This is a genomic window from Streptomyces sp. SJL17-4, assembly GCF_036826855.1.
In the GTDB taxonomy this organism is placed as follows: Bacteria; Actinomycetota; Actinomycetes; order Streptomycetales; family Streptomycetaceae; genus Streptomyces.
Genome location: NZ_CP104578.1, coordinates 1,531,075 through 1,550,782 on the forward strand (window position 1 = coordinate 1,531,075; position 19,708 = coordinate 1,550,782).

Annotated in this window: 18 protein-coding genes; 7 read left to right on the top strand and 11 right to left on the bottom strand. The window is 73.5% G+C overall.

The window, feature by feature from the left end:
* Positions 1 to 23: 23 nt before the first annotated feature.
* Positions 24 to 1,133: a bile acid:sodium symporter family protein gene (locus N5875_RS06840; RefSeq protein WP_338492279.1), complete on the bottom strand. Its 1,110-nt coding sequence runs from the start codon at positions 1,131 to 1,133 to the stop codon at positions 24 to 26.
* Between the two features lie 186 nt (positions 1,134 to 1,319).
* On the opposite strand from N5875_RS06840, the gene N5875_RS06845 reads away from it, so the two are divergent.
* The 4 genes from N5875_RS06845 (at position 1,320) to N5875_RS06860 (ending at position 5,934) form a co-directional block, all read left to right on the top strand.
* Positions 1,320 to 2,186 (top strand): LysR substrate-binding domain-containing protein, encoded by an 867-nt coding sequence (locus N5875_RS06845; RefSeq protein WP_338492280.1) that lies wholly within the window; start codon positions 1,320 to 1,322, stop codon positions 2,184 to 2,186.
* 373 nt (positions 2,187 to 2,559) lie between these two features.
* On the top strand, positions 2,560 to 4,383 hold the full coding sequence (locus N5875_RS06850) for a long-chain fatty acid--CoA ligase (protein WP_338492282.1): 1,824 nt from the start codon (positions 2,560 to 2,562) through the stop codon (positions 4,381 to 4,383).
* Positions 4,384 to 4,546: 163 nt separating this feature from the next.
* A complete protein-coding gene (locus tag N5875_RS06855; protein WP_338499103.1) occupies positions 4,547 to 5,335 on the top strand; it encodes an aldo/keto reductase in 789 nt (262 codons plus the stop codon).
* A gap of 131 nt (positions 5,336 to 5,466) precedes the next feature.
* Positions 5,467 to 5,934 (top strand): RICIN domain-containing protein, encoded by a 468-nt coding sequence (locus N5875_RS06860; protein ID WP_318209763.1) that lies wholly within the window; start codon positions 5,467 to 5,469, stop codon positions 5,932 to 5,934.
* Positions 5,935 to 6,029: 95 nt separating this feature from the next.
* On the opposite strand, the gene N5875_RS06865 is transcribed toward N5875_RS06860, so the two are convergent.
* Together N5875_RS06865 and N5875_RS06870 are read right to left on the bottom strand one after the other, a co-directional pair.
* Positions 6,030 to 6,995, bottom strand: coding sequence for a class I SAM-dependent methyltransferase (locus N5875_RS06865; protein WP_338492284.1), 966 nt, complete (start codon positions 6,993 to 6,995; stop codon positions 6,030 to 6,032).
* Positions 6,996 to 7,079: 84 nt separating this feature from the next.
* A complete protein-coding gene (locus N5875_RS06870; RefSeq protein WP_338492285.1) occupies positions 7,080 to 8,012 on the bottom strand; it encodes an AraC family transcriptional regulator in 933 nt (310 codons plus the stop codon).
* A gap of 95 nt (positions 8,013 to 8,107) precedes the next feature.
* Here N5875_RS06870 and N5875_RS06875 point away from each other — a divergent pair, with 95 nt between their 5' ends.
* Complete coding sequence (locus tag N5875_RS06875; protein ID WP_318209766.1) at positions 8,108 to 9,022, top strand: NmrA family NAD(P)-binding protein; 915 nt, start codon at positions 8,108 to 8,110, stop codon at positions 9,020 to 9,022.
* 23 nt (positions 9,023 to 9,045) lie between these two features.
* Here N5875_RS06875 and N5875_RS06880 read toward each other — a convergent pair whose 3' ends face one another.
* Together N5875_RS06880 and N5875_RS06885 are read right to left on the bottom strand one after the other, a co-directional pair.
* The gene (locus tag N5875_RS06880) at positions 9,046 to 9,792 is read right to left on the bottom strand and encodes a class I SAM-dependent methyltransferase (protein WP_338492286.1); all 747 of its coding nucleotides are present in this window, start codon (positions 9,790 to 9,792) and stop codon (positions 9,046 to 9,048) included.
* 136 nt (positions 9,793 to 9,928) lie between these two features.
* Positions 9,929 to 10,234, bottom strand: coding sequence for a 4a-hydroxytetrahydrobiopterin dehydratase (locus N5875_RS06885; RefSeq protein WP_318209768.1), 306 nt, complete (start codon positions 10,232 to 10,234; stop codon positions 9,929 to 9,931).
* Positions 10,235 to 10,326: 92 nt separating this feature from the next.
* Here N5875_RS06885 and N5875_RS06890 point away from each other — a divergent pair, with 92 nt between their 5' ends.
* Positions 10,327 to 11,154, top strand: a complete 828-nt coding sequence (locus tag N5875_RS06890) for a helix-turn-helix transcriptional regulator (protein WP_318209769.1) — start codon at positions 10,327 to 10,329, stop codon at positions 11,152 to 11,154.
* On the opposite strand, the gene N5875_RS06895 is transcribed toward N5875_RS06890, so the two are convergent.
* Positions 11,144 to 11,566 (bottom strand): hypothetical protein, encoded by a 423-nt coding sequence (locus N5875_RS06895; RefSeq protein WP_318209770.1) that lies wholly within the window; start codon positions 11,564 to 11,566, stop codon positions 11,144 to 11,146. The two genes, N5875_RS06890 and N5875_RS06895, sit on opposite strands and share 11 nt — an antisense overlap.
* 261 nt (positions 11,567 to 11,827) lie before the next feature.
* Here N5875_RS06895 and N5875_RS06900 point away from each other — a divergent pair, with 261 nt between their 5' ends.
* Positions 11,828 to 13,039 (top strand): low temperature requirement protein A, encoded by a 1,212-nt coding sequence (locus N5875_RS06900; protein WP_338492288.1) that lies wholly within the window; start codon positions 11,828 to 11,830, stop codon positions 13,037 to 13,039.
* Positions 13,040 to 13,092: 53 nt separating this feature from the next.
* On the opposite strand, the gene N5875_RS06905 is transcribed toward N5875_RS06900, so the two are convergent.
* The 5 genes from N5875_RS06905 to N5875_RS06925 form a co-directional block, all read right to left on the bottom strand.
* Positions 13,093 to 14,955 carry an alpha/beta-hydrolase family protein gene (locus N5875_RS06905; protein ID WP_338492290.1) on the bottom strand — a complete coding sequence of 621 codons (1,863 nt, stop codon included), beginning with the start codon at positions 14,953 to 14,955 and terminating at the stop codon, positions 13,093 to 13,095.
* 76 nt (positions 14,956 to 15,031) lie between these two features.
* Positions 15,032 to 15,196, bottom strand: coding sequence for a hypothetical protein (locus N5875_RS06910; protein WP_318209773.1), 165 nt, complete (start codon positions 15,194 to 15,196; stop codon positions 15,032 to 15,034).
* Positions 15,197 to 15,254: 58 nt separating this feature from the next.
* Complete coding sequence (locus N5875_RS06915; protein WP_338492292.1) at positions 15,255 to 15,554, bottom strand: hypothetical protein; 300 nt, start codon at positions 15,552 to 15,554, stop codon at positions 15,255 to 15,257.
* Positions 15,555 to 15,888: 334 nt separating this feature from the next.
* The gene (locus tag N5875_RS06920) at positions 15,889 to 17,313 is read right to left on the bottom strand and encodes an amino acid permease (protein WP_318212680.1); all 1,425 of its coding nucleotides are present in this window, start codon (positions 17,311 to 17,313) and stop codon (positions 15,889 to 15,891) included.
* Positions 17,314 to 17,378: 65 nt separating this feature from the next.
* On the bottom strand, positions 17,379 to 19,547 hold the full coding sequence (locus tag N5875_RS06925; protein WP_338492294.1) for a phage holin family protein: 2,169 nt from the start codon (positions 19,545 to 19,547) through the stop codon (positions 17,379 to 17,381).
* Positions 19,548 to 19,708 lie beyond the last annotated feature (161 nt).

Consider the following 19,708-nt stretch of genomic DNA (forward strand, 5'->3'; position numbering starts at 1 on the left):
GAGCACCGTAGCGGCCGCGATGATCATCCTGGGGTGGTCGTGGGTGTGATCCGGCCTACGGAGGGGGCCGCTGAGGGAGCCATCGCGGCCTCCTCCCCCTCCTGCTTCCCTTCCGTGTCACGGGCGCGGCGCTTCGCGATCACCGCGCAGACCATCAGTTGCATCTGGTGGAAGAGCATGAGCGGGAGCACGGCCAGTGCGGCCTGGGGGCCGAAGAGGACGCTCGCCATCGGCAGTCCCGCCGCCAGGCTCTTCTTCGAGCCGGCGAACTGGATCGCGATCCGGTCCGCCCGGCCGAAGCCGAGCCGTCCCGCCCCGTACCAGGTCAGGGCCAGCATCGCGGCGAGGAGCACGGCCTCGGTGGCGAGCAGCAGGCCGATCCGGGCCGGGGTCACCAGGTGCCAGATGCCGGCGACCATGCCCTGGCTGAAGGCGGTGTAGACGACGAGGAGGATCGAGCCCCGGTCGACGTGTCCGAGGACCTTCTTGTGGCGGGCGAGGAGGCCGCCGACCCAGCGGCGCAGGAATTGTCCGGCGAGGAACGGTACGAGGAGCTGGAGCACGATCTTCATGAGCGCGTCGGCGGAGAGGCCGCCCGCGCTGTTGCCGAGGAGCAGGGCGGCGAGGAGTGGGGTGAGGACGATGCCGGCGAGGGAGGAGAAGGAGCCCGCGCAGATCGCGGCGGGGACGTTGCCGCGGGCGATCGATGTGAAGGCGATGGAGGACTGGATGGTGGAGGGCACCAGACAGAGGAAGAGGAGGCCGCTGTAGAGCTGGGGGGTGAGCACGGTGGGGACGAGGCCGCGGGCGGCGAGTCCGAGGAGCGGGAAGAGCAGGAAGGTGCTGCCGAGGACGGTGAGGTGGAGCCGCCAGTGCTTGAGGCCGTCGAGCGCCTCGCGGGTGGAGAGCCGGGCCCCGTAGAGGAAGAAGAGGAGCGCCACGGCTCCGGTGGACGCCCCTTCCGCGACGTGGGCGGCGGCGCCGGAGGCGGGGAGCAGCGCGGCGAGGGCGACCGTGCCGAGCAGCGCCAGGATGTACGGGTCGACGGGCAGCCAGGACGGCAGCCGGAGGGTGCGACGTGGCGTACCGGGGCGGCTTCGGCGGGGGGTGGGGGCGGGCGTACGGGCGGTCATGGACTCCACTGCTCTGTGCACGGCGAGGGGTGTCTCGCGCTTGTCTCGCGCATGTCTGCGCTTGCTCGCGCTTGTCTCGCGCCTTTCCATCCTGGCCCAGGGCTCGGTGATCGGGAATCCCGCACAGGACACTGACTGTCATCGCGTTTCGCGATAATCACGCGGCGCAGGGGTTACGGTCGTCCTGTGTACGAGCCCACCCATCTCCGCACCTTCCTCGCCGTGGCCCAGACGCTGAGCTTCACCCGGGCCGCGGACCGTCTCGGGCTGCGGCAGTCGACGGTCAGCCAGCACGTGCGGCGCCTGGAGGAGGCGACGGGCCGGCCGCTGTTCACCCGGGACACCCATCGGGTGGCGCTGACCGAGGACGGCGAGGCGATGCTCGGGTTCGCGCGCACGATCCTTCAGGCGCACGAGCGGGCGGCGGCGTACTTCGGCGGGACGCGGCTGCGGGGGCGGCTGCGTTTCGGGGCGTCGGAGGACTTCGTGACGACCCGGCTGCCGGAGATCCTGGAGTCGTTCCGGCGCGAGCACCCGGAGGTCGACCTGGAGCTGACGGTGGAGCTGTCCGGCACGCTCCAGGCCCGGCTCGCCGCGGGGCGGCTGGATCTGATCCTGGCCAAGCGGCGCGGCGGGGAGAGCGAGGGGCGGCTCGTGTGGGAGGACTCCCTGATCTGGATCGGGGCGCCGGGGCTTCGGCTGGATCCCGACCGTCCGGTGCCGCTCATCCTGTACCCGCCGCCGGGGATCACCCGGGCGCGGGCCCTGGAGGCGCTGGAGGCGCAGGGCCGGGCGTGGCGGATCGCGTGTACGAGTTCCAGCCTGAGCGCGAACGTGGCGGCGGCGCGGGCGGGGCTGGGCGTGATGGCGCACACACGGGGGCTGGTGCCGCCGGGTCTGGTACCGGTGCCGGCGCGGGCGGGGCTGCCGGAGCTCGGCGACGTCGGTTTCGTGCTGCGTGCGGGGCGCCGGGGCGGGGCGGTGCAGGAGGCGGCGGACGCGCTGGCGGAGGCGATCCTGGCGGGCGGCGACCGACTGCACCGGCCGGGCTGACCGGGCTACGCGCCCGGTCGCTCCCGTGCCCACGCGTCCGGGCCGGCCCGCGCGGGGCCGCTTCGGGGCTCCGGGCGTACCGCCGGGACGGCGCGCCCGGCGTGCGGGTGGCGGGCGGCGTCGGGTGGCGGGCCGTGAGCGGCCCGTACAGATTCGGTGGAGATTCCCGCCGGATGGACGTACCGAGCGGTCGGTAACGTCCCGGCAGCATCCGCGACTTGGTCCTACCACCCACCCTGACCTGTGCGAACACGGAATGTCCCGGCTTGGTGAAGGCCCTCCCGCCGGGCAGTCGGGTGGGGTACCGTCACCCGCGCCGTACGGAGCGCTACAACGAGCTTTTCCAGCCATCGAGCCGTCGAGGAGCAGGTCAGTGCGCGAGTTCACCGTGCCGCCCGTCGAGGCGGCGCCTCAGGTCGGCGGTCTGGCGGACGCCGTGTTCGAGCGTGCCCTGACGGAGCCGGACCGGATCACGTTCGGCCGGAAGGGGCCGGGCGGCGAGTGGCGGGACGTGACGGCCGGACGGTTCCGGGACGAGGTCCTCGGCCTCGCGAGGGGCCTGATCGCGGAGGGCGTGCGGTTCGGCGACCGGGTCGCCATCATGGCCCGGACCCGCTACGAGTGGACGCTCTTCGACTTCGCTCTGTGGGCCCTCGGCGCGCAGCCGGTGCCGATCTACCCGACGTCCTCCGCCGAGCAGGTCTTCTGGATGCTGCACGACTCCGAGGTCACGGCCTGTGTGGTGGAGCACGAGGACCACGCGATGACGATCGGCTCGGTGATCGACCGGCTGCCCCGGCTTCAGCGCCTGTGGCAGCTGGACGCGGGCGCCGTGGCCGAGCTGACGGCGGCGGGGGCGGACATCGACGAGGACGTCGTGCACCGGCACCGGCGGGCGGTGACCCCGGAGACGGTGGCGACGGTCATCTACACGTCGGGGACGACCGGCCGCCCCAAGGGTTGTGTGATCACCCATTCCAACTTCATGTTCGAGACGGACATGCTGGTGGGCCGCTGGGAGTCGGTGTTCCGTTCCCGGCCGGGCGAGGAGGCCTCGACGCTGCTGTTCCTGCCGCTCGCGCACGTCTTCGGGCGGATGGTGGAGGTGGCCGCGGTCCGGACCGGGGTGAAGCTGGGGCACCAGCCGGTGATGGTGGCGGCGGAGCTGATCCCGGACCTGGCCGCCTTCCGGCCGAGTTTCGTGCTGGCCGTTCCGTACGTCTTCGAGAAGGTCTTCAACGCGGCGCGGCGCAAGGCGGAGCGGGAGGGGAAGGCCGGCCCGTTCGACAAGGCCGTGGAGGTGGCGGTCGCGTACGCGGAGGCCCTTGAACACAAGGCCTTCGGCACCGGGCCGGGGCCGTCGGCGGCGTTGCGCGTGCAGCACCAGTTCTTCGAGAAGACGGTGTACGCGAAGGTCCGCGCGGCGCTCGGCGGACGGCTCCGGCACGCGATGTCGGGCGGTTCCGCGATGGACCGCCGGCAGGGGCTGTTCTTCGCGGGTGCGGGGGTGACGGTCTTCGAGGGGTACGGCCTGACGGAGTCCTCGGCCGCCGCGACCGCGAACCCGCCGGAGCGGACGCGGTACGGCACGGTGGGGCAGCCGGTCCCGGGGACGACGGTGCACATCGCGGAGGACGGCGAGGTGTGGCTGCACGGCGGCCAGGTCTTCTCCGGCTACCTCAACGACCCCGAGGCGACCGCCGCGGTCCTCAACGACGGCTGGCTGGCCACCGGGGACCTGGGCTCCCTCGACGAGGAGGGCTATCTGACGATCACCGGGCGCAAGAAGGAGATCCTGGTGACCTCGGGCGGCAAGAGCGTCGCGCCGACGGGTCTGGAGGAGCGGGTGCGGGCGCATCCGCTGATCGCCCAGTGCATCGTCGTCGGCAACGACCGGCCGTACATCGCGGCCCTCGTGACGATCGACCAGGAGGCGGTGGAGCACTGGCTGGCGATGCAGGGGCGGGCGCCGCTCGCGCCGGCGGAGCTCGTACGCGATCCGTCCCTGGAGACGGAGATCCGGCGGGGGGTGGTGGCGGCGAACACGCTGGTCTCGCAGGCCGAGTCCATCCGCACCTTCCGGATCCTGGCGCATCCGTTCAGCGAGGAGCACGGGCTGCTGACTCCGTCCCTGAAGCTGAAGCGGAAGGCGATCGAGCGGGCGTACGCGGCGGAGGTCGCGGCGCTGTACGGCTGAGCCGTGCCCTCGGGGGCAGCCCGGCACGGCAAGCGGAATGCGAGACTCCCTCGCATCGTTGAAGGTGGGAGTAGTCAGGCACGACCCGCGACAAGGTAAGGATCCACTCCACGTGAGCACGGACAGCAAGGTTCCCTCGGTCACCCTGAACAACGGCGTGCGGATGCCGCAGCTGGGCTTCGGTGTCTGGCAGGTGCCGGACGACGAGGCCGCGGCGGCCGTGACGACCGCCCTGGAGGCCGGCTACCGCTCGATCGACACCGCCGCGATCTACGGCAACGAGGAGGGCACGGGCCGTGCCGTCGCCGCGTCCGGGATCGCCCGCGAGGACCTGTTCGTCACCACCAAGCTGTGGAACAGCGAGCAGGGCTTCGACGCGACGCTGAAGGCCTTCGACGCCTCCCTCGACAAGCTGGGTCTCGACTACGTCGATCTGTACCTGATCCACTGGCCGGTCCCCTCGAAGGACGCCTACGTCGACACGTACCGCGCGTTCGAGAAGATCCATGCGGACGGGCGCGCCAAGGCGATCGGCGTCTCGAACTTCCTCCCGGAGCACCTGGAACGGCTGATCGGCGAAACGTCGGTCGTGCCCGCCGTCAACCAGATCGAGCTCCACCCGCAGCTCTCCCAGCAGGCCTCGCGCGAGGCGCACGCCCGGTACGGGATCGCGACCGAGGCGTGGTCGCCGCTCGGCTCGGGGAAGGGGCTCCTGGACGTGCCGGCGATCGTCGCGATCGGCCGCAAGCACGGGCGGACCCCGGCCCAGGTCGTGCTGCGCTGGCACCTCCAGCTGGGGAACGTGGTGATCCCGAAGTCGGTCACCCCGTCCCGCATCGAGGAGAACATCGACGTCTTCGGCTTCGAGCTGGACGCCGAGGACCTGGCGGCGATCGCCGCGCTCGACGAGAACCGCCGACTGGGCCCGAACCCCGCGGAGTTCGGCGCCTGACCGGTCGGGTGACGACGACGGCGCCGAGGTCCGGGCGGACCTCGGCGCCGTTGTCGTACCCCCGGCATAGAGTCGACCGCGGACCGTGAAGCGCAGTGCGAGCGGCGAGTGCGAGTGAGGGAGTCGATTCGGTGAGTGGTGGGTCTCCGGTGCCCGTCGAGGAGGGCCTCTACCGGGTGCGGAACGTGGCCAGTGGGCTGCTCCTCGAGGTGTACGAGGGGTCGAGCCGCAGCGGTGCCAAGGTGCAGCAGGGCACCGGGAACGGCACGCCCGGCCAGCACTGGCACATCACCGCCGTGCCGAACGGCGGGGGGCTCTACCACCTGGTCAACGCGGCCAGCGGCAAGCGGCTCGATGTCGCCAACGCCTCCACGGAGAACGGCGCCACCATCCAGCAGTGGAAGGCGAACAACTTCGGCGCGCAGGAGTGGATCATCGAGCAGGACCTCCAGTCGCCGGGGACGGTCGCGCTGGTGAGCTTCATCAGCGGGCTGTTCCTGGAGGTCGCCGACGAATCGAAGGAGGACGGCGGCGACATACGGCAGTGGGAGGACACCGACTCCCCGTTCCAGTGGTGGCGGTTGGAGCCGGTGTCCTGACCCGCGGGGGTACGGCCCGAATCCGCCGGAGTACGTCCCGCCCCGCAGGAGTACGTCCCGCCCCGCCGGAGTACGGCCGACGGGCGCGGGCGTCCTCAGCCCTTGCGGGCGGTGTGGACCGTGCGGGCCGCGAGGTAGAACAGGTCCGTGCGGTGGTGGAGCGACATCTCGTCGGCCGGGTCGAGGAGCCGGTCGAGCATCGCGCGGTCGTCCGCGTCGAGCCGGTCGCCGAAGCTGTCGCGTACGCGGCCGAAGTGGTGGAGGGCCAGCTCGCGCACGATCGGGGACACCGGCGCGGGAACGTCGCTGAGGAAGGTGCGGGTGCCGGCGGGGGTGAGGCCCGCGTCGGCGAGCAGGGCCCGCCAGTCGTCCGGCTCGTCCTTGTGCCCGGGGGTCTCGGCGCGCATCTCGGCGAACCGGTCGGCGTTGGCGGCGTCGAGGCGCGCCTCCAGGCCCGGCCGGCCGAAGCCGATGTGCCAGGGCAGGTGCCGGGCGGGCAGCCCGCCCTCGACGAGGACCATCAGGCCGCCCGGGTTCAGCAGGCCGGCGAACTCGACGAGCGCGGCCCGCTGGTCACCGATGTGGTGCAGGGAGTTGCCCGCCCAGATCAGGTCGGCCTTCCCCAGCTCGGCGATGCCTTCGGGGAGTTCGGTGTGGAGGGTGGAGAGCCGGGCGGCGAGTCCGCGTTCCTCGGCGCGTTCACGGGCGCGGGCGAGGAGTTCGGGGGAGCCGTCGACGGCGACCGCCTCGGCCGCCGGGAAGGCCTCGGCGAGGACGCCGGTGATGACACCGGGGCCGCTGCCGACGTCGAGGACCCGGCGGACGCCCTGCACGGGGGCGAGCGTGCCGAGCCAGGCGGCGGCGTCCGCGTAGGCGGGGCTCTCGATCTCCGCCTGCCGCTCCAGGAGCGGGGCGATCTCGTTCCAGTCGAGAGGGACGCCGCTGTGGTGGGAACCGTGGCTGTGCTTGTGCCCGGTGGTGTGCGTCCCACCGGGAGTGTGCTGGTGGCCGTGCCCGTCGCCGTGCGAGTGGCCGTGGTGCGTTGCGGTGTGCTGGCTCATGGGTCCAGCGTGCGTCGAGTCGGCCGCGAGCGCGAGCACTGTTGCCGTTCCGGCAAGAAGATCGATCCTTTGTTGCTCAGATCGTCATACCCCGGCGCGGTGCTCCTGTGGGCTGACGCCCCTGACCCGCTTGAACGCGGCGCTCAGGGCGAAGGCTCCGCTGTAGCCGACCTGCCGGGCGACGGACTCGACGGTGGCGTCGCTCTCGCGCAGCAGATCGGCGGCGAGCGCGAGCCGCCAGCCGGTGAGGTACGCCATCGGGGGCTCGCCGACGAGTTCGGTGAAGCGGCGGGCGAGGGCGGCCCGGGACACGCCCGCCTTCGCGGCGAGCGAGGCGACGGTCCAGGGGTGGGCGGGGTCGTCCTGGAGCAGTCGGAGGGCGCGGCCGACGACCGGGTCGCCCATGGCCCGGTACCAGGCGGGGGCCTCGGCACCCGGCCGGGAGAACCAGGCACGGACGCCGGAGATGAGCAGCAGGTCGAGGACCCGGTCGAGGACGACGGTCTGGCCGGGTTCGTCGCGGGCGATCTCCTCGCCGAGGAACGGCATGAGGGGGCAGTTCCACGCGTCGGCGGGCAGGTGGACCAGTGTCGGCAGGGCGTCGAGCAGCCGGCGGCCGACCTCGCCGTCCATCCGGTACGTGCCGACGAGGACCGTGGTACCGCCGTCGGGCGCGTTGCCCCAGGTGCGGACGCCGAGCCTCATGCGGTCGGCGAGCGGCTCCCCGGTCAGGGTGGTGCAGACGCCGTCGGGCCCGATCACGGCGCTGGGCGCGGCGTCGGGGGCGTACGCGACGGTGTACGGCTCCGGGCCCCGGACGATGGCGATGTCTCCGGGCCGCAGCACTACGGGCTCGCCGCTGCCGGGAACGACCCAGGCCTCGCCCTCGGTCACGCACATCACGCAGATCGGGGCGGCGTCCTCGATGCGCACCGACCACGGCGGCTCCATGACCATGCGGAGCAGGAAGGCGCCCCTGGCGCGGGGTCCGTCGAGGAGTCCGGCGAGTGCGTCCATGGGTCAACAGCGTAGGCGGGCCGATGAGACGGAGACATAGGAGTGTGAGACGGCGGAGCATGGGCGGCGGGAGCCGTGGGCGGGAGTCTTGACCCATGACGAACCAGACGCACGACTCGCGGACCGAGCAGGGCACGAACGAGCAGAGCACGCACGAGCAGAGCACGCGCGGGCAGATCGCCAACGAGCGGATCGCGACTGTCCTGGTGACGAGCGCCACCGGCAAGACCGGGCGCCGCGTGGCCGAGCGGCTCACGGCGCGCGGGGCGACCGTCCGCGCCGGGTCCCGGAGCGGAGCGACCCCGTTCGACTGGGAGGCCCCGGAGACCTGGGGCCCGGCGTTGCGGGGCGCGGACGCCGCGTACGTGGCCTACTACCCGGATCTCGCCGCGCCGGGCGGGGTCGAGGCGATGGAGACCTTCGGCCGGCTCGCCGCGGAGCACGGCGTACGGCGGCTGACGGTGCTGTCGGGGCGCGGGGAGCCCGAGGCGGTCATGGCGGAGGAAGCCCTGCGCGCGGCGGCCGTCGGGGTGGAGATGACGGTCGTACGGGCCTCGTTCTTCGCGCAGAACTTCTCCGAAGGGCTGCTCGCGGAGGGGGTCGCGGAGGGCGTGGTCGTCTTTCCCGCGGGTGACACGGCGGAGCCGTTCATCGACGTGGACGACCTCGCGGACGTGGTCGTCGAGACCCTGGTGACGGACGGTCACGCGGGGCGGGTGCACGAGGTGACGGGGCCTCGTCCGATCGGCTTCGCGGAGGTGGCGGCGGAGATCTCGCGCGCCTCGGGGCGTCCGGTGGCCTACCAGCCGGTGTCCCGGGCCGACTACGCCGGGCTGCTCGCCGGGTTCGGGCTGCCGGCGCCGGAGGCCGACTGGCTCGCGGCCCTGTTCGCGACGCTCCTCGACGGCCACAACGCCTCGGTGACGGACGGCGTGAAGCGGGTTCTGGGCCGTGACCCGCGCTCCTTCACGGCGTTCGCGGACGCGACCTGGGCCGGCGAGTCGGCCTGAGCCCGAGGCACACGGGTGCCGGCTCAGCCCTGCCGGACGAAGCAGGCGAGCCGGTACCGGGGATCGGCACGGGGACGGTCCTGGTCCGGGAGGGCGGCGAGGGCGGCGGCGAGCGTCTCCACGACCGCCGGGTCGCCGGAGAACCAGGAGGCGAAGTACCCGGCGCGCAGCTTCCGTACGGTGTCGCGCGGGGTGCCGCCCTGGCCGTGTCCCGTGAAGCGGGTGCCGGGGCGGGGTGCGAGGCCATGGGCGGCGGCGCACCCGGTGATCAGCTCGGTCCGGTCGGAGGCCGCCCCGGCCGAGCGGTACGGACGGAGGATCGCGTCGATGTCGCTGCCGACGTCGTGAGCCGCGTCCTTGTCGACGGTGGCGATCAGGACGCCGCCGGGGCGCAGGACGCGGGCGGCCTCGGCGACGATCTCCGCCGCGAAGGGAACGAGGTGGAGCAGCCAGACGGCGCTGACCGCGTCCAGGGAGGCGTCGGGCAGCGGCAGTCGCCGTGCGTCGGCGCGGACGACCCGGCCCGGTGCGCGGTCGGCGGCGACCCGCAGCATGGCGTGGGCGGCGTCGGCTCCGTAGACGCGCAGTCCCGGGCGGGTGAGCCGTTCGGTGACGAGGCCGGTGCCGCAGGCCAGGTCGAGCAGGGTCCGGCTGCCGGGCGGCACGAGCCGCAGGACGGCCTCGGCCGCGGCACCGGCCCGGGGCACCCCGCCCCGGGTCCGGTCGTAGTGCGCCGCTTCGGCCTCGTAGTCGAGCACGGTCTCCGCCATGCCGACGATCGTACGAGGTGGGTGACCGTACGAAGGAGAGGAGGCGGGTGACCGTGCCACGGGAGGACGGCGGGTGACCGTGCCACGGGAGGACGGCGGGTGACCGTACGACGGCAGGACGGCGGGTGAACGTGCGTCAGGCGGCGCCGTGGCCCGGGGCGATCCCCTCCACGCGTTCGGCGAGTTCGAAGTCCTTCTCCGTGACGGCGCCACCGGCGGAGTGGGTGTTCACGGACAGGGCGACGGTGTTGTAGCCGAGGGTCAGATCCGAGTGGTGGTCGAGCTCCTGCTGGATCCGGGCCACATGGACGACGAGCGCGGTCGCCGCGAAGTGGTCGCCGAGCCGGTACTCGCGGGTGAGCCGGTCGTCCTCGACGGACCAGCCGGGGAGCTCCCGCAGTCGGTCCTCGATCTCCTTCTGCGACAGCGGCTGTGTGGGCACGGCGGTGCTCCCTCCGGTCGGGTGGCGCGGGTGACGGACAGGGGTCCCCGGGGGAAACTACCCGGGGTCCCCCTCTGGGATACCGTCTGGCCATGACAACGGTGGTGAGCGACACGGGAGTGGGACCGCTGCTGCGCGGTTGGCGTGAGCAGCGGCGGCTGAGCCAGCTGGAGCTGGCGCTGCGGGCGGACTCCTCGGCGCGGCACATCTCGTTCGTGGAGACGGGTCGCTCCCGGCCGAGCGAGGAGATGCTCCTGCGGCTGGCCGAGCATCTGGAGGTGCCGGTCCGCGAGCGGAACGCGCTGCTGCTGGCCGCCGGTTACGCGCCCCGGTACGCGGAGTCGCCGCTCGACGCCCCGCGCCTGGAGACGCTGCGGGCGGGCATCGAGCAGCTGCTGCGGGGCTACGAGCCGTATCCGGCGCTCGTGGTGGACGGCTCGTACACGGTGGTGGCGGCGAACCGGGCCATCGGTCTACTGCTCGACGGGCTGCCGGAGCAGCTGCTGACGCCGCCGCTGAACGCGATGCGGATCACCCTGCACCCGGAGGGGCTCGCGGCCCGGATCCGGAACCTGCCGGAGTGGCGCGGGCATCTGCTGCACCAGATGGAACGTCAGATCGGCCTGGCCCGTTCGGAGTCGCTGCGCGGGCTGTACGCGGAGGTGACGGCGTATCCGTCTCCGCCGGGTGCGGACGACGGAGACGGGTCCTCGGCCCCGGGGCCGGAGGAGGTGTACCCGTACTTCGCGCTGCCGCTGCGGATCGAGCACGACGGGCGGGTGCTGTCGTTCGTGTCGTCGATCTCGACGTTCAACACCCCGCTGGACGTGACGGTCGCCGAGCTGGCCATCGAGACGTTCCTCCCGGCCGACCCGGCGACGGTCGCGTACCTCCAGTCCCTGCCGCCGTTCAGCGACTAGCGGCGACGGCCCTCAGGGACGCCCACTGTGCGAGGGCGAAGCCGCCGACGGTGGCCGCCTGCAGGGGCGTCCACACCAGGCCTGCGGTGGTCGGCTCCAGCCAGGCGGCGAGGGCGACGATACTGAGGACCGCCCACAGCGCGTTGATGTCGACGACGAGCTTCACGCCGAGCGCCGGGGGCTGCGGGCGGCTCGCGAGCCAGGCGACCCCGGCGGCGTACAGGGTGAGCAGGACGCCCAGTTCGAGCAGGAGGCCCGCGTCGACCCCGAGGAACTCCCCGAGCGGGCCTGAGGCGACGGCGTAGGCGATCCCGTTCGCCCCGGTGACGACGGCGTCGAGGGCGAGGAACCGGCGCACCGCGGACTGCGGACGGGTGGTGCGGGCGAGACCGGCGAGCAGGGCCTGGGACATGGCGGATCACCCTCCATGGGGGACGTTCGTGCTGGTGACGGGCCCGGAGCCCGAGCGGAGTGCGCCGCCCGGGTTCCGGTGCTCCCGAGCATGCCGGGCGGGCCGGCGGGGGTCGATTACATGTGAGGTAATGCGCGCGGGCGGGGGTGGGTGCGGGGACGGTTCGGCCGGTGGTGGAAGCGTCTGTCAGCGGGCTCCGGGCGTGAGTATTGTTCGCGCCGGGGTGGCCGGGAGTGGTCTCCCCAGGAGGGGGAGAGACAGATGGCGTGGGACAGGGAACGGGCCCGCATGGTGGCCACCGGGGACGATCACGCGGTGACGCCCGCGGAGCTCTTCTTCGATCTGGTGTTCGTGTACGCGATCACGCAGGTCACCGCTCTGATGGCGGCGGCGCCCTCGCCGGTGCGGGTGGTCGGCGGGATGGTCGTGCTCGCGCTGCTGTGGTGGTGCTGGTGCTGCTTCGCCTGGCTGGGGAATGTCGTACGGGCCGACTCCGGCGCCTTGTTCGGGGTCCTCGTCACGGTCATGGCCGTCGTCCTGATCGTGTCGCTCGCGGTCCCGGACGTGTTCGGCGACGCGTCCGGCGGGCTGTCGGAGCCGCTGCTGTTCGTGCTCTGTTACGGGGCGGTGCGCGTCCTGCACCTGGTCTCGTACTGGATCGCCAGCCCCGACGACCCCGTCCTGCGTGCCACCCTGCGCCGTACGGCCCTGACGTCCGTCGTCCCGCCGCTGGTGCTGCTGCTGATCGGCAGCTCGTCCAGCGGCCGGGTCCAACTCCTGCTGTGGCTGGGGGCGGTGGCCGTCGACTACCTCGGCATCTTCGTCACCGGCGCCACCGGCTGGCGGGTCAACTCCCCCGGGCACTTCTCCGAGCGGCACGGCCTGATCGTGATCATCGCGCTCGGCGAGTCCATCGTCGCGATGGGCGTCGGCGTCTCCGGTTTCCCGCTCACCTTCGCCGTGCTCGGTGCCTCGGCCGCCGGGCTGTTGCTCTCGGCAGGGTTGTGGCGGCTGTACTTCCGGCAGCTCGGCGAGGCGGCCGAGCACCGGCTCGCCGGTCTCGAAGGCGACGACCGCACCCGGTTCGCGCGGGACGTGTACACCTTCCTGCACCTGCCGCTGGTCGCCGGTGTCGTGCTCTGCGCGCTCGGTATGAAGAAGGTCCTCCAACAGGTCGCCGACACCGGTCACTACGGCCTCGCCGAGCCCCTCCACGGGGTCGTCGCCTGGTCGTTGACCGGGGGCGTCGGCGTGTATCTGCTGGGCGCCGCCGCGATCGTGCTGCGCACCACCGGCCGGCGGCCGACCGCCCTCGCCCTGGGCGGCGTGGGCTGCCTGGCGGCGGGCCCGCTCGTCGGTCTCGTCCCGGCCCTGGTGGCACTCGTGTCCCTCGCCACGGTCGCGACGGCCCTGGTGTGGCTGCACGGGCGGCGCCAGGCGGCGCGGACGTTCGAGGCCGTGGAGGCGGCCTGAGGGCGTGTTCACGGTAGTGCCGTGAGGGCGCGGGGCGAGCGCCCTCGCCGTCCTCAGTACGCCGCCGCCCGGTGCCCGATGAAGGCGCGCAGCCGGGTGGTGTCGGCGGCCGTCCAGCCGGGCGGTGGGAGGACGGCCGCCCAGCCGTCGACGGCTCCGGCCCCGTAGCGGTGGCCGTGCGGGGCGTCGACCCCGTACGAGACGGCCATGTCGACGGAGGTCTGCCAGAAGGCGACGAAGGGGAACCAGGTGATCTCGGGGGTGATGTCGGGGCCGAGGGGTTCGTCCAGCCAGTCGGGCTTGTCGAGGAGGAGGTCGGGCGACCACCAGACGACGGGGTCAGAGGCGTTCTGCAGGTAGACCGCGCGCGGGTGTTCCCAGTCGGCGGGCGGGCGGGCGAGGTCGGTCTCGGGGAACTGGGCGAAGCGGATGTGGGCGCCGTCCCGGTACTGGGGGCGCCAGACGGGGCTGCCCGGGTCGCGGTCGCGGCGGATCTCCCGGGAGATCGGGGAGAAGTCGGGGGCGCCCATCAGAAGGGCTCCGTCGGTGGAGGCGAGGAGGTCGTCGGCGCTGTCGAAGGAGGCTTCGACGGCGTAGGCGCCGAGGCTCTCGCCGGTGACGACGAGGCGGGGCCGGTGGCCGGCGGGGAGGGTGTCGAGCCGGGCGCGTACGGCGTCGAGGAGGGCCCGGGTGGCCTGGCCCGCCTTCTCCTTGTCGACGAGGAAGGAGACCCAGCTGGGGAGGTACGAGTACTGGACGGCGACGATCGCGGTGTCGCCCTCGTACATGTACTCGAGGGCCTCGGCGACGTTCGGGTCGACCCAGCCGGTGCCGGTGGTGCCGGCGACGGCGAGGACGGCGCGGTCGAAGGCGCCGGTGCGTTCGAGTTCACGGACGGCGAGCCGGGCCTGGGCGGCGAAGGGGCGGTCGTCCTGGAAGGCGGCGGGCAGCGCGGAGGGTATGTAGACGCGGACGGGGTCGAGGGCGGGCCGGCCGGTCCATGCGGTGAGGGTGTCGCGGCCGGGTGTGGAGCCGGCGAAGTTGCGGCCCTGGTAGCCGAGGTCCTCCCAGGGGATGAGGGAGCCGGGGCCGCCGGAGACGAGCCGTGAGGCGGGGCGCCGGATGCCGTCCTTGGTCCCGCCGTTGGTGGCTTCGGCGATGCGGTCGGCGATGTCGACGACCCCTCGGTCGAAGACGATGTCGCGGACGCCGACGAGGACGAGGAGGGCGGAGACGGCCGCGCCGACGGCGAAGGCGACGGGCCGGGGCAGGAGCCGGCCGAGCTGTCGTATCAGGGTGACGGCGCCGAGGCGTACGGCGCGGGCCACGAGGAGCGCGGCGAGCAGCAGGCCGAGGGCGATGAGGGCGATCATCGGCGTGTGCCAGGTGAGGGCGGGCGGAAGGCCCTGGAGGACCCGGAGCTGACGCTGCATCCGGGCGCTCCTGGAGATGAGCCAGACGGCGAGGACCGGGCTGAGCAGCCAGTACGCCTGCCAGCAGCGGGTACGGAACCGGGTGGGCGGCCGCCACGGCGCGAGGACGCGGTAGAGCCAGGCGAGGCCGGAGCCGAGGGCGTAGCCGATGACGGCGGTGATCCCGCCGACGAGCCCCTGGAGGTACCAGGGGCGGGGCACCAGGGACGGGGTCAGGCTCGACCAGAAGAAGACCGTGGCGAAGCAGAGCGCGGTGAGGTCGGGCCAGCGGCGGATGCGGTACGAGGGGTCCGGGCGGTCCCAGTAGGGGCGCCGCGCGAAGGCGAGGAGCCGGTCGGCGGCGCGGCGCGGGAGGGGCGGACGAGGAGGAGCGCCGGCGGTGGCCGCGGGCCCCCGTACCGCGCCCCGCGCCGTCCTCCGCTCCTCGCCGGACGCGGGTCCGGCGGACCGATCGGGGCTGGTGTTCCGGTCGGTCGAGGTCATCGGAACACCCTCGTACGTCCGGACGCCGGGCCGCAATCAGATTTCGCCGTGGCCCGCGTCGGGGCGTGACGGAGGGTCAGCGGAGGCGTTCGTCCCGGTACGTGGGCGGCTCGGGTGCCGGGGCCGGGGCGGGCTCGGCCGCCGGGGCGGCGGGCTCGGGCGCCCGGCGTTCGGAGCGCTGGGCCCGGGAGGCCTCGGCGCGCAGCAGGGCCTGGAGAACGGCGAACGGGTCTACGGGCATGGCGGAACTCCTCGTGGTGCGGGGGTGATGTCGGGGGCTGCGGGGAGGCGTGAGCCTCTCAGCAGCGCATCACCACGCACCGGAGCGCGTCGCCGCGCGGGGCGGGGAAGGGGGTGGGGGCCGGGGTGCGGCGCCGGTTCCGGGCGGCGTACGGGAGGCGGCGCGGGCGCCGGACCGGGCGGATGCCCGTCCGGTGCCGGCGGGAGCGGCCGGGGAGTCCGGCCTCGGTGGCGGCCGGGTCGTGGGTCTCGCCGCTCGAATCGGACGCCGGGGAGGCGGCGGGCCGGAGTTCGGCCCCGCCGGTGAGCGCGCCGGCGGCCCCGGTGCCGAGCAGCGCGGCAAGGACGAGGAGCACCACGACGCAGAGGCGCCGGCCCGGTGCCGGGCAGCAACGGCCTCGCCGCCCCGGCCTCGCGCAACCCGGCCGCGCGCAACCCAGCGCGCATCCCCGCCTCGCGCAACCCTGCCTCGCGCGCGCCGGGCGGCCCGCCGGGGTGACGGGCGGTCCGGCGGTCGGCCCGGAGGGCGGTCCGGAGGGCGGCTCGGCGGGCGGTTCGGACGCGGGGCTCACGGAGATCCGTACTGCCCCGCGGGGGTCCCGGCGCGGCGTGCCCGGTCATTGATCCGCCCGAGCGGCCTACGGGTGGGGCCCCTGATTCACCGGTTCACCGCACACGCGGCGGCCGGGCCGGTCACGCCCGGGGCGTCCCCTCCCCCGCGGCCGCGCGCTGCCTGCGGGCCGCCATCCCCGCGTACACCAGCACGCCCGCGAAGAGGAACAGCACGCCCTGGTAGACGGCCGCGTAGCCGGAGCCCGCGACCAGCCAGAGGGAGAAACCGAACGCGGCGAGGGTGAGGACGGTGTCGCGGACCAGTCGGGGGCGGTGGACGCGGTCGGACTGTCCGGACAGGAGGAAGTAGAACTGCGCGGCGGAGGAGAGCAGATAGGGCACGGTGGCGGTGAAGGTGGTGACGAGGACGAGGGTCTCGAAGACGCCCGCGGTGCCGGCCGTGTAGTTGTAGACGGTGAGGAGCGAGGCGAGGACGACAGTCACGAGGACGCCGACCGTGGGGACCCCGCGCCGCTTCCGGGCGAAGACCTTCGGGAAGAGGCCGTCGCGCGCCGCCGCGTAGGGCGTCTGGGCGCTCAGCAGGGTCCAGCCGTTGAGGGCGCCGAGCATGGAGACGAGGGCCATGCAGGCGACCGCCGTGCCGCCCCAGGAGCCGCCGAACATGAGGTTGACGGCGTCCGTGAAGGGGGCGCTGGACGCGACGAGCCGCTCGTGCGGGACGGTGCCGAAGACCGACAGGGTGGTCAGGAGGTAGAGGAAGGCGGCGGCGAGGGTGCCGAGGACGGTGGCGCGGCCGACATTGCGGCGCGGGTCACGGACCTCGCCGGCGCTGACGGCGGCCGACTCGACGCCGAGGTAGCTGAAGAGCAGGATCGCGGCGGAGGCGGAGACGGCGCCGAGGGCGCTCTCGTCACCGGCCCGGAAGGGCCCGAGGTTGGCGCTGTCGAAGAAGAGGAATCCGCCGACGGCGACGAGCAGCAGCGGGACGAACTTGAGCACGGTCGCGACGATCTGCACGGCGCCGACGTAGCGGGTGCCGGCGAGGTTCGCGAGGGCCGGGAGCCACTGGATGAGGAGCGCGGCGGCGATGGTCGCGGGCTTCGATCCGTGGAGCGGGACCAGCACGTCGAGGTAGCCGACGGCGGCGACGGCCAGGGCGGCGTTGGAGACCCAGGCCGTGATCCAGTACGACCAGGCCGTCAGGAATCCGGCGAAGTCGCCGAAGGCCTCGCGGGCGTAGACGTACGGTCCGCCGGTCCTGGGATGGCGGTGGGCGAGGCGGCCGAAGACGAGGGCGAGGGCGATCGCGCCGAGGGTGAGGACGCCGAAGGCGACGAGGCTGATGGTGCCGTAGGGGGCGACGGAGGCCGGCAGCAGGAAGATTCCGCCGCCGATGATGTTGCCCATGACCAGGGCGGTCGCGACGGGGAGCCCGAAGCGGCGGGTGTGCTTGCCGTCGCCCTCGGTGGCTCCGGGGGTTCCGGAGGCTTCGGTGGTCCCTGGGGCTCCGGTGTCGCGCTGTGGAGTTGTCGTGGCCGTGCTCATGGGGTGGTGCGCCTTCCGTCGTACATTCCAGGCCATCGTCCGGTACGTACGAACAGGCGTCCAAATCAGTGGTTTTTGTCCTGCGCGACCGGCCCATCAACCGGAAGAAGTGATTCCGATCGGTCCGTGGACGGCGAAATCTCCAGCGGCACCTGCGGGCCCGAGCACTCCCGCAGCCAGCGCCGCAGCACCCGGTGCACCTGCTCCGCGCCGACCAGCTCCTCCCCCGCGCCGACCGGCGGCGACAGCTCCGGCGGCGAGAGGAGGAAGGGGTGCGACTGCTCGCCGCCGAGGCCGCCGTGCGAGCCGATCTGCTCCTCGAAGGCGTGCACGGTGCCCGTCGCCGGGTCGTACATCGAGTTGACCATGACGTCCGCGACGTGCGGAAAGCCGTCCGTACGCCGTACCGCCCGCGCCGCGCCCCGGCCGAAGACGGCGAGCGGCCCCCCGTCGTCGAGGTCGGCGACCGGCACCTCCACCCCGTCGCGGGCGAGCACCACCGAGCCGTGCTCGGCGCTCGCCACCAGGACGAAACCGACGCCCGGATGGTGGGCGAGGGTGCGGAGCAGAGCCGGGTGGCGCCGGTCGATCTCCTCCCGGGTCATCCGGTGCGGCACGTCGGGGAACGAGATGAGACCGAGGTTGCCCGAGGCGAGGACGACCGGCTCGGAGGGCCGGGCGGGCAGCTCCTTCGCGCTCTCGCCGGTCTCGTCGACCGGCCGGTGCAGCGCGAGGCGCAGCGCGTCCCTGGCCGCGTCCCGCGCCTCCGAACCTCCCCCGGACTCCGTCTGGGGGTGCCCCCATCGGGTCCGGCGCACCCGGCGCGGCACCGGAAGCCCGCACCCGGCCCTGACCAGATCCTTGAGCGTCAGCCCGTACGCGCTCTCGAAGGTCTCGCCGGGACTCTGCCCGTGGTCGGAGAGCAGCACGATCCGGTACGGGCGGGGGGCGTGCTCAGCGACGGTGGCGATCAGCGCGATCGAGCGGTCGAGGCGGCGCAGGACCTGGTCGGTGTCCCGGCCGTGCGGGCCCGAGTGGTGGGCGACCTCGTCGTAGGCGACGAGGTCGGCGTAGACGGCGGTGCGGCCGGCGAGCATGTCCCCCATCACCGCCGAGACGACGACGTCCCGCTCCACGACCGTCGCGAAGGCGCGCACGAAGGGGTACGTGCCGCCGCGCGAGACCCTCGGGGTCTCGCGGCGGAGCAGTGCCCGGGTCGACTGGAAGATCTCGCGGACGCACTCGGTGACCAGCGATCCGGCGGTACGGACGGCGTTGGCCGGGTCGGAGAAGTAGGCGAAGTAGCCGGCGCGCGAGCGGTTGCGCGGGCCGCGCCGGGCGGCCATCGACAGGACCAGCGCGAGCTGGTCGGCGCCGCCGCTGAACAGGTTGCCGCGCGAGGCCCCGTCGACGGTGAGCAGGCCGCCGTCCCCGGTGCGGCGCACGGCCCGGCGCTGGAGCTCCACGGCGCTCGCCGGGCGGTTCGACACCATGAGGCGGCCGGTGTCCTTCTCGTACCAGCGGAAGGCGGGCACGTCCTCGTTGGAGCCGTGCAGGATGCCGAGCTGGCTGGCGCCGGTCTGGCTGGACCAGTCGGTGCGCCAGGGGGTGAGCCGGTGGCCGGCGTCGATCCAGGACGCCACGGTCGGCATGAGCCCGTCGGCGACGGCGCCGCGCAGGACGTGGTGGCCGACGCCGTCGAGCTGGAGGAAGACCGTCCCGGGTACCTGCTCGGGGGCGTCGTCCGAGGCTCGCGGCCGGGTCCGGCCGGTGAGCCGGTAGAGCCGGCGCCGGTAGGCGTCGTCGTCGCGGACGGCGAGGCCGGTGGAGGTGGCGGAGGCGACGGCGGACATGACGGCGGCGACCACGACGGCGGTCTCGGGGTTGGCGGCGCCCCGCCCGTCGGGGATCAGCCAGAGCGCGACGAGCAGCAGCGAGCCGTTGAGGAAGAAGACCAGCAGGCCGAGTACGAGGGCGGGGACGAGCAGCAGGGCCCGCACGACCACCGGCCACACGAGCGCGCCGAGCAGACCGAACGCGCCGGCCGCGGCGGCGGCGGTGAGCGCCGTCCGCGTGAAGGTGTCGCCGTCGGCGGACTGCAGCTCGAAGTCGGGGAGCAGCCCGGCGAGGATCAGCATCGTGAGCGTGGACACCGCCCAGACGGCGATCACCCGCCCCAGTGCCCTGCCCGCGGACCGCCAGCGGTCGGCGCCACCCCATCGCCCGTCACCCACGGCCGCTACACCTTTCACCCGTTTCCTGCCTCAAGCGTGGCACAACGCCCACGGTCGGCGGGGAAAACGGGTGACGGCGATCGGCCCGGGTGTGTCAGGTCGTCGTGTGGTCGTACGAGCCGATGTACGTCAGGTCGCTGATTGCGGAGAGACGTCGGGTC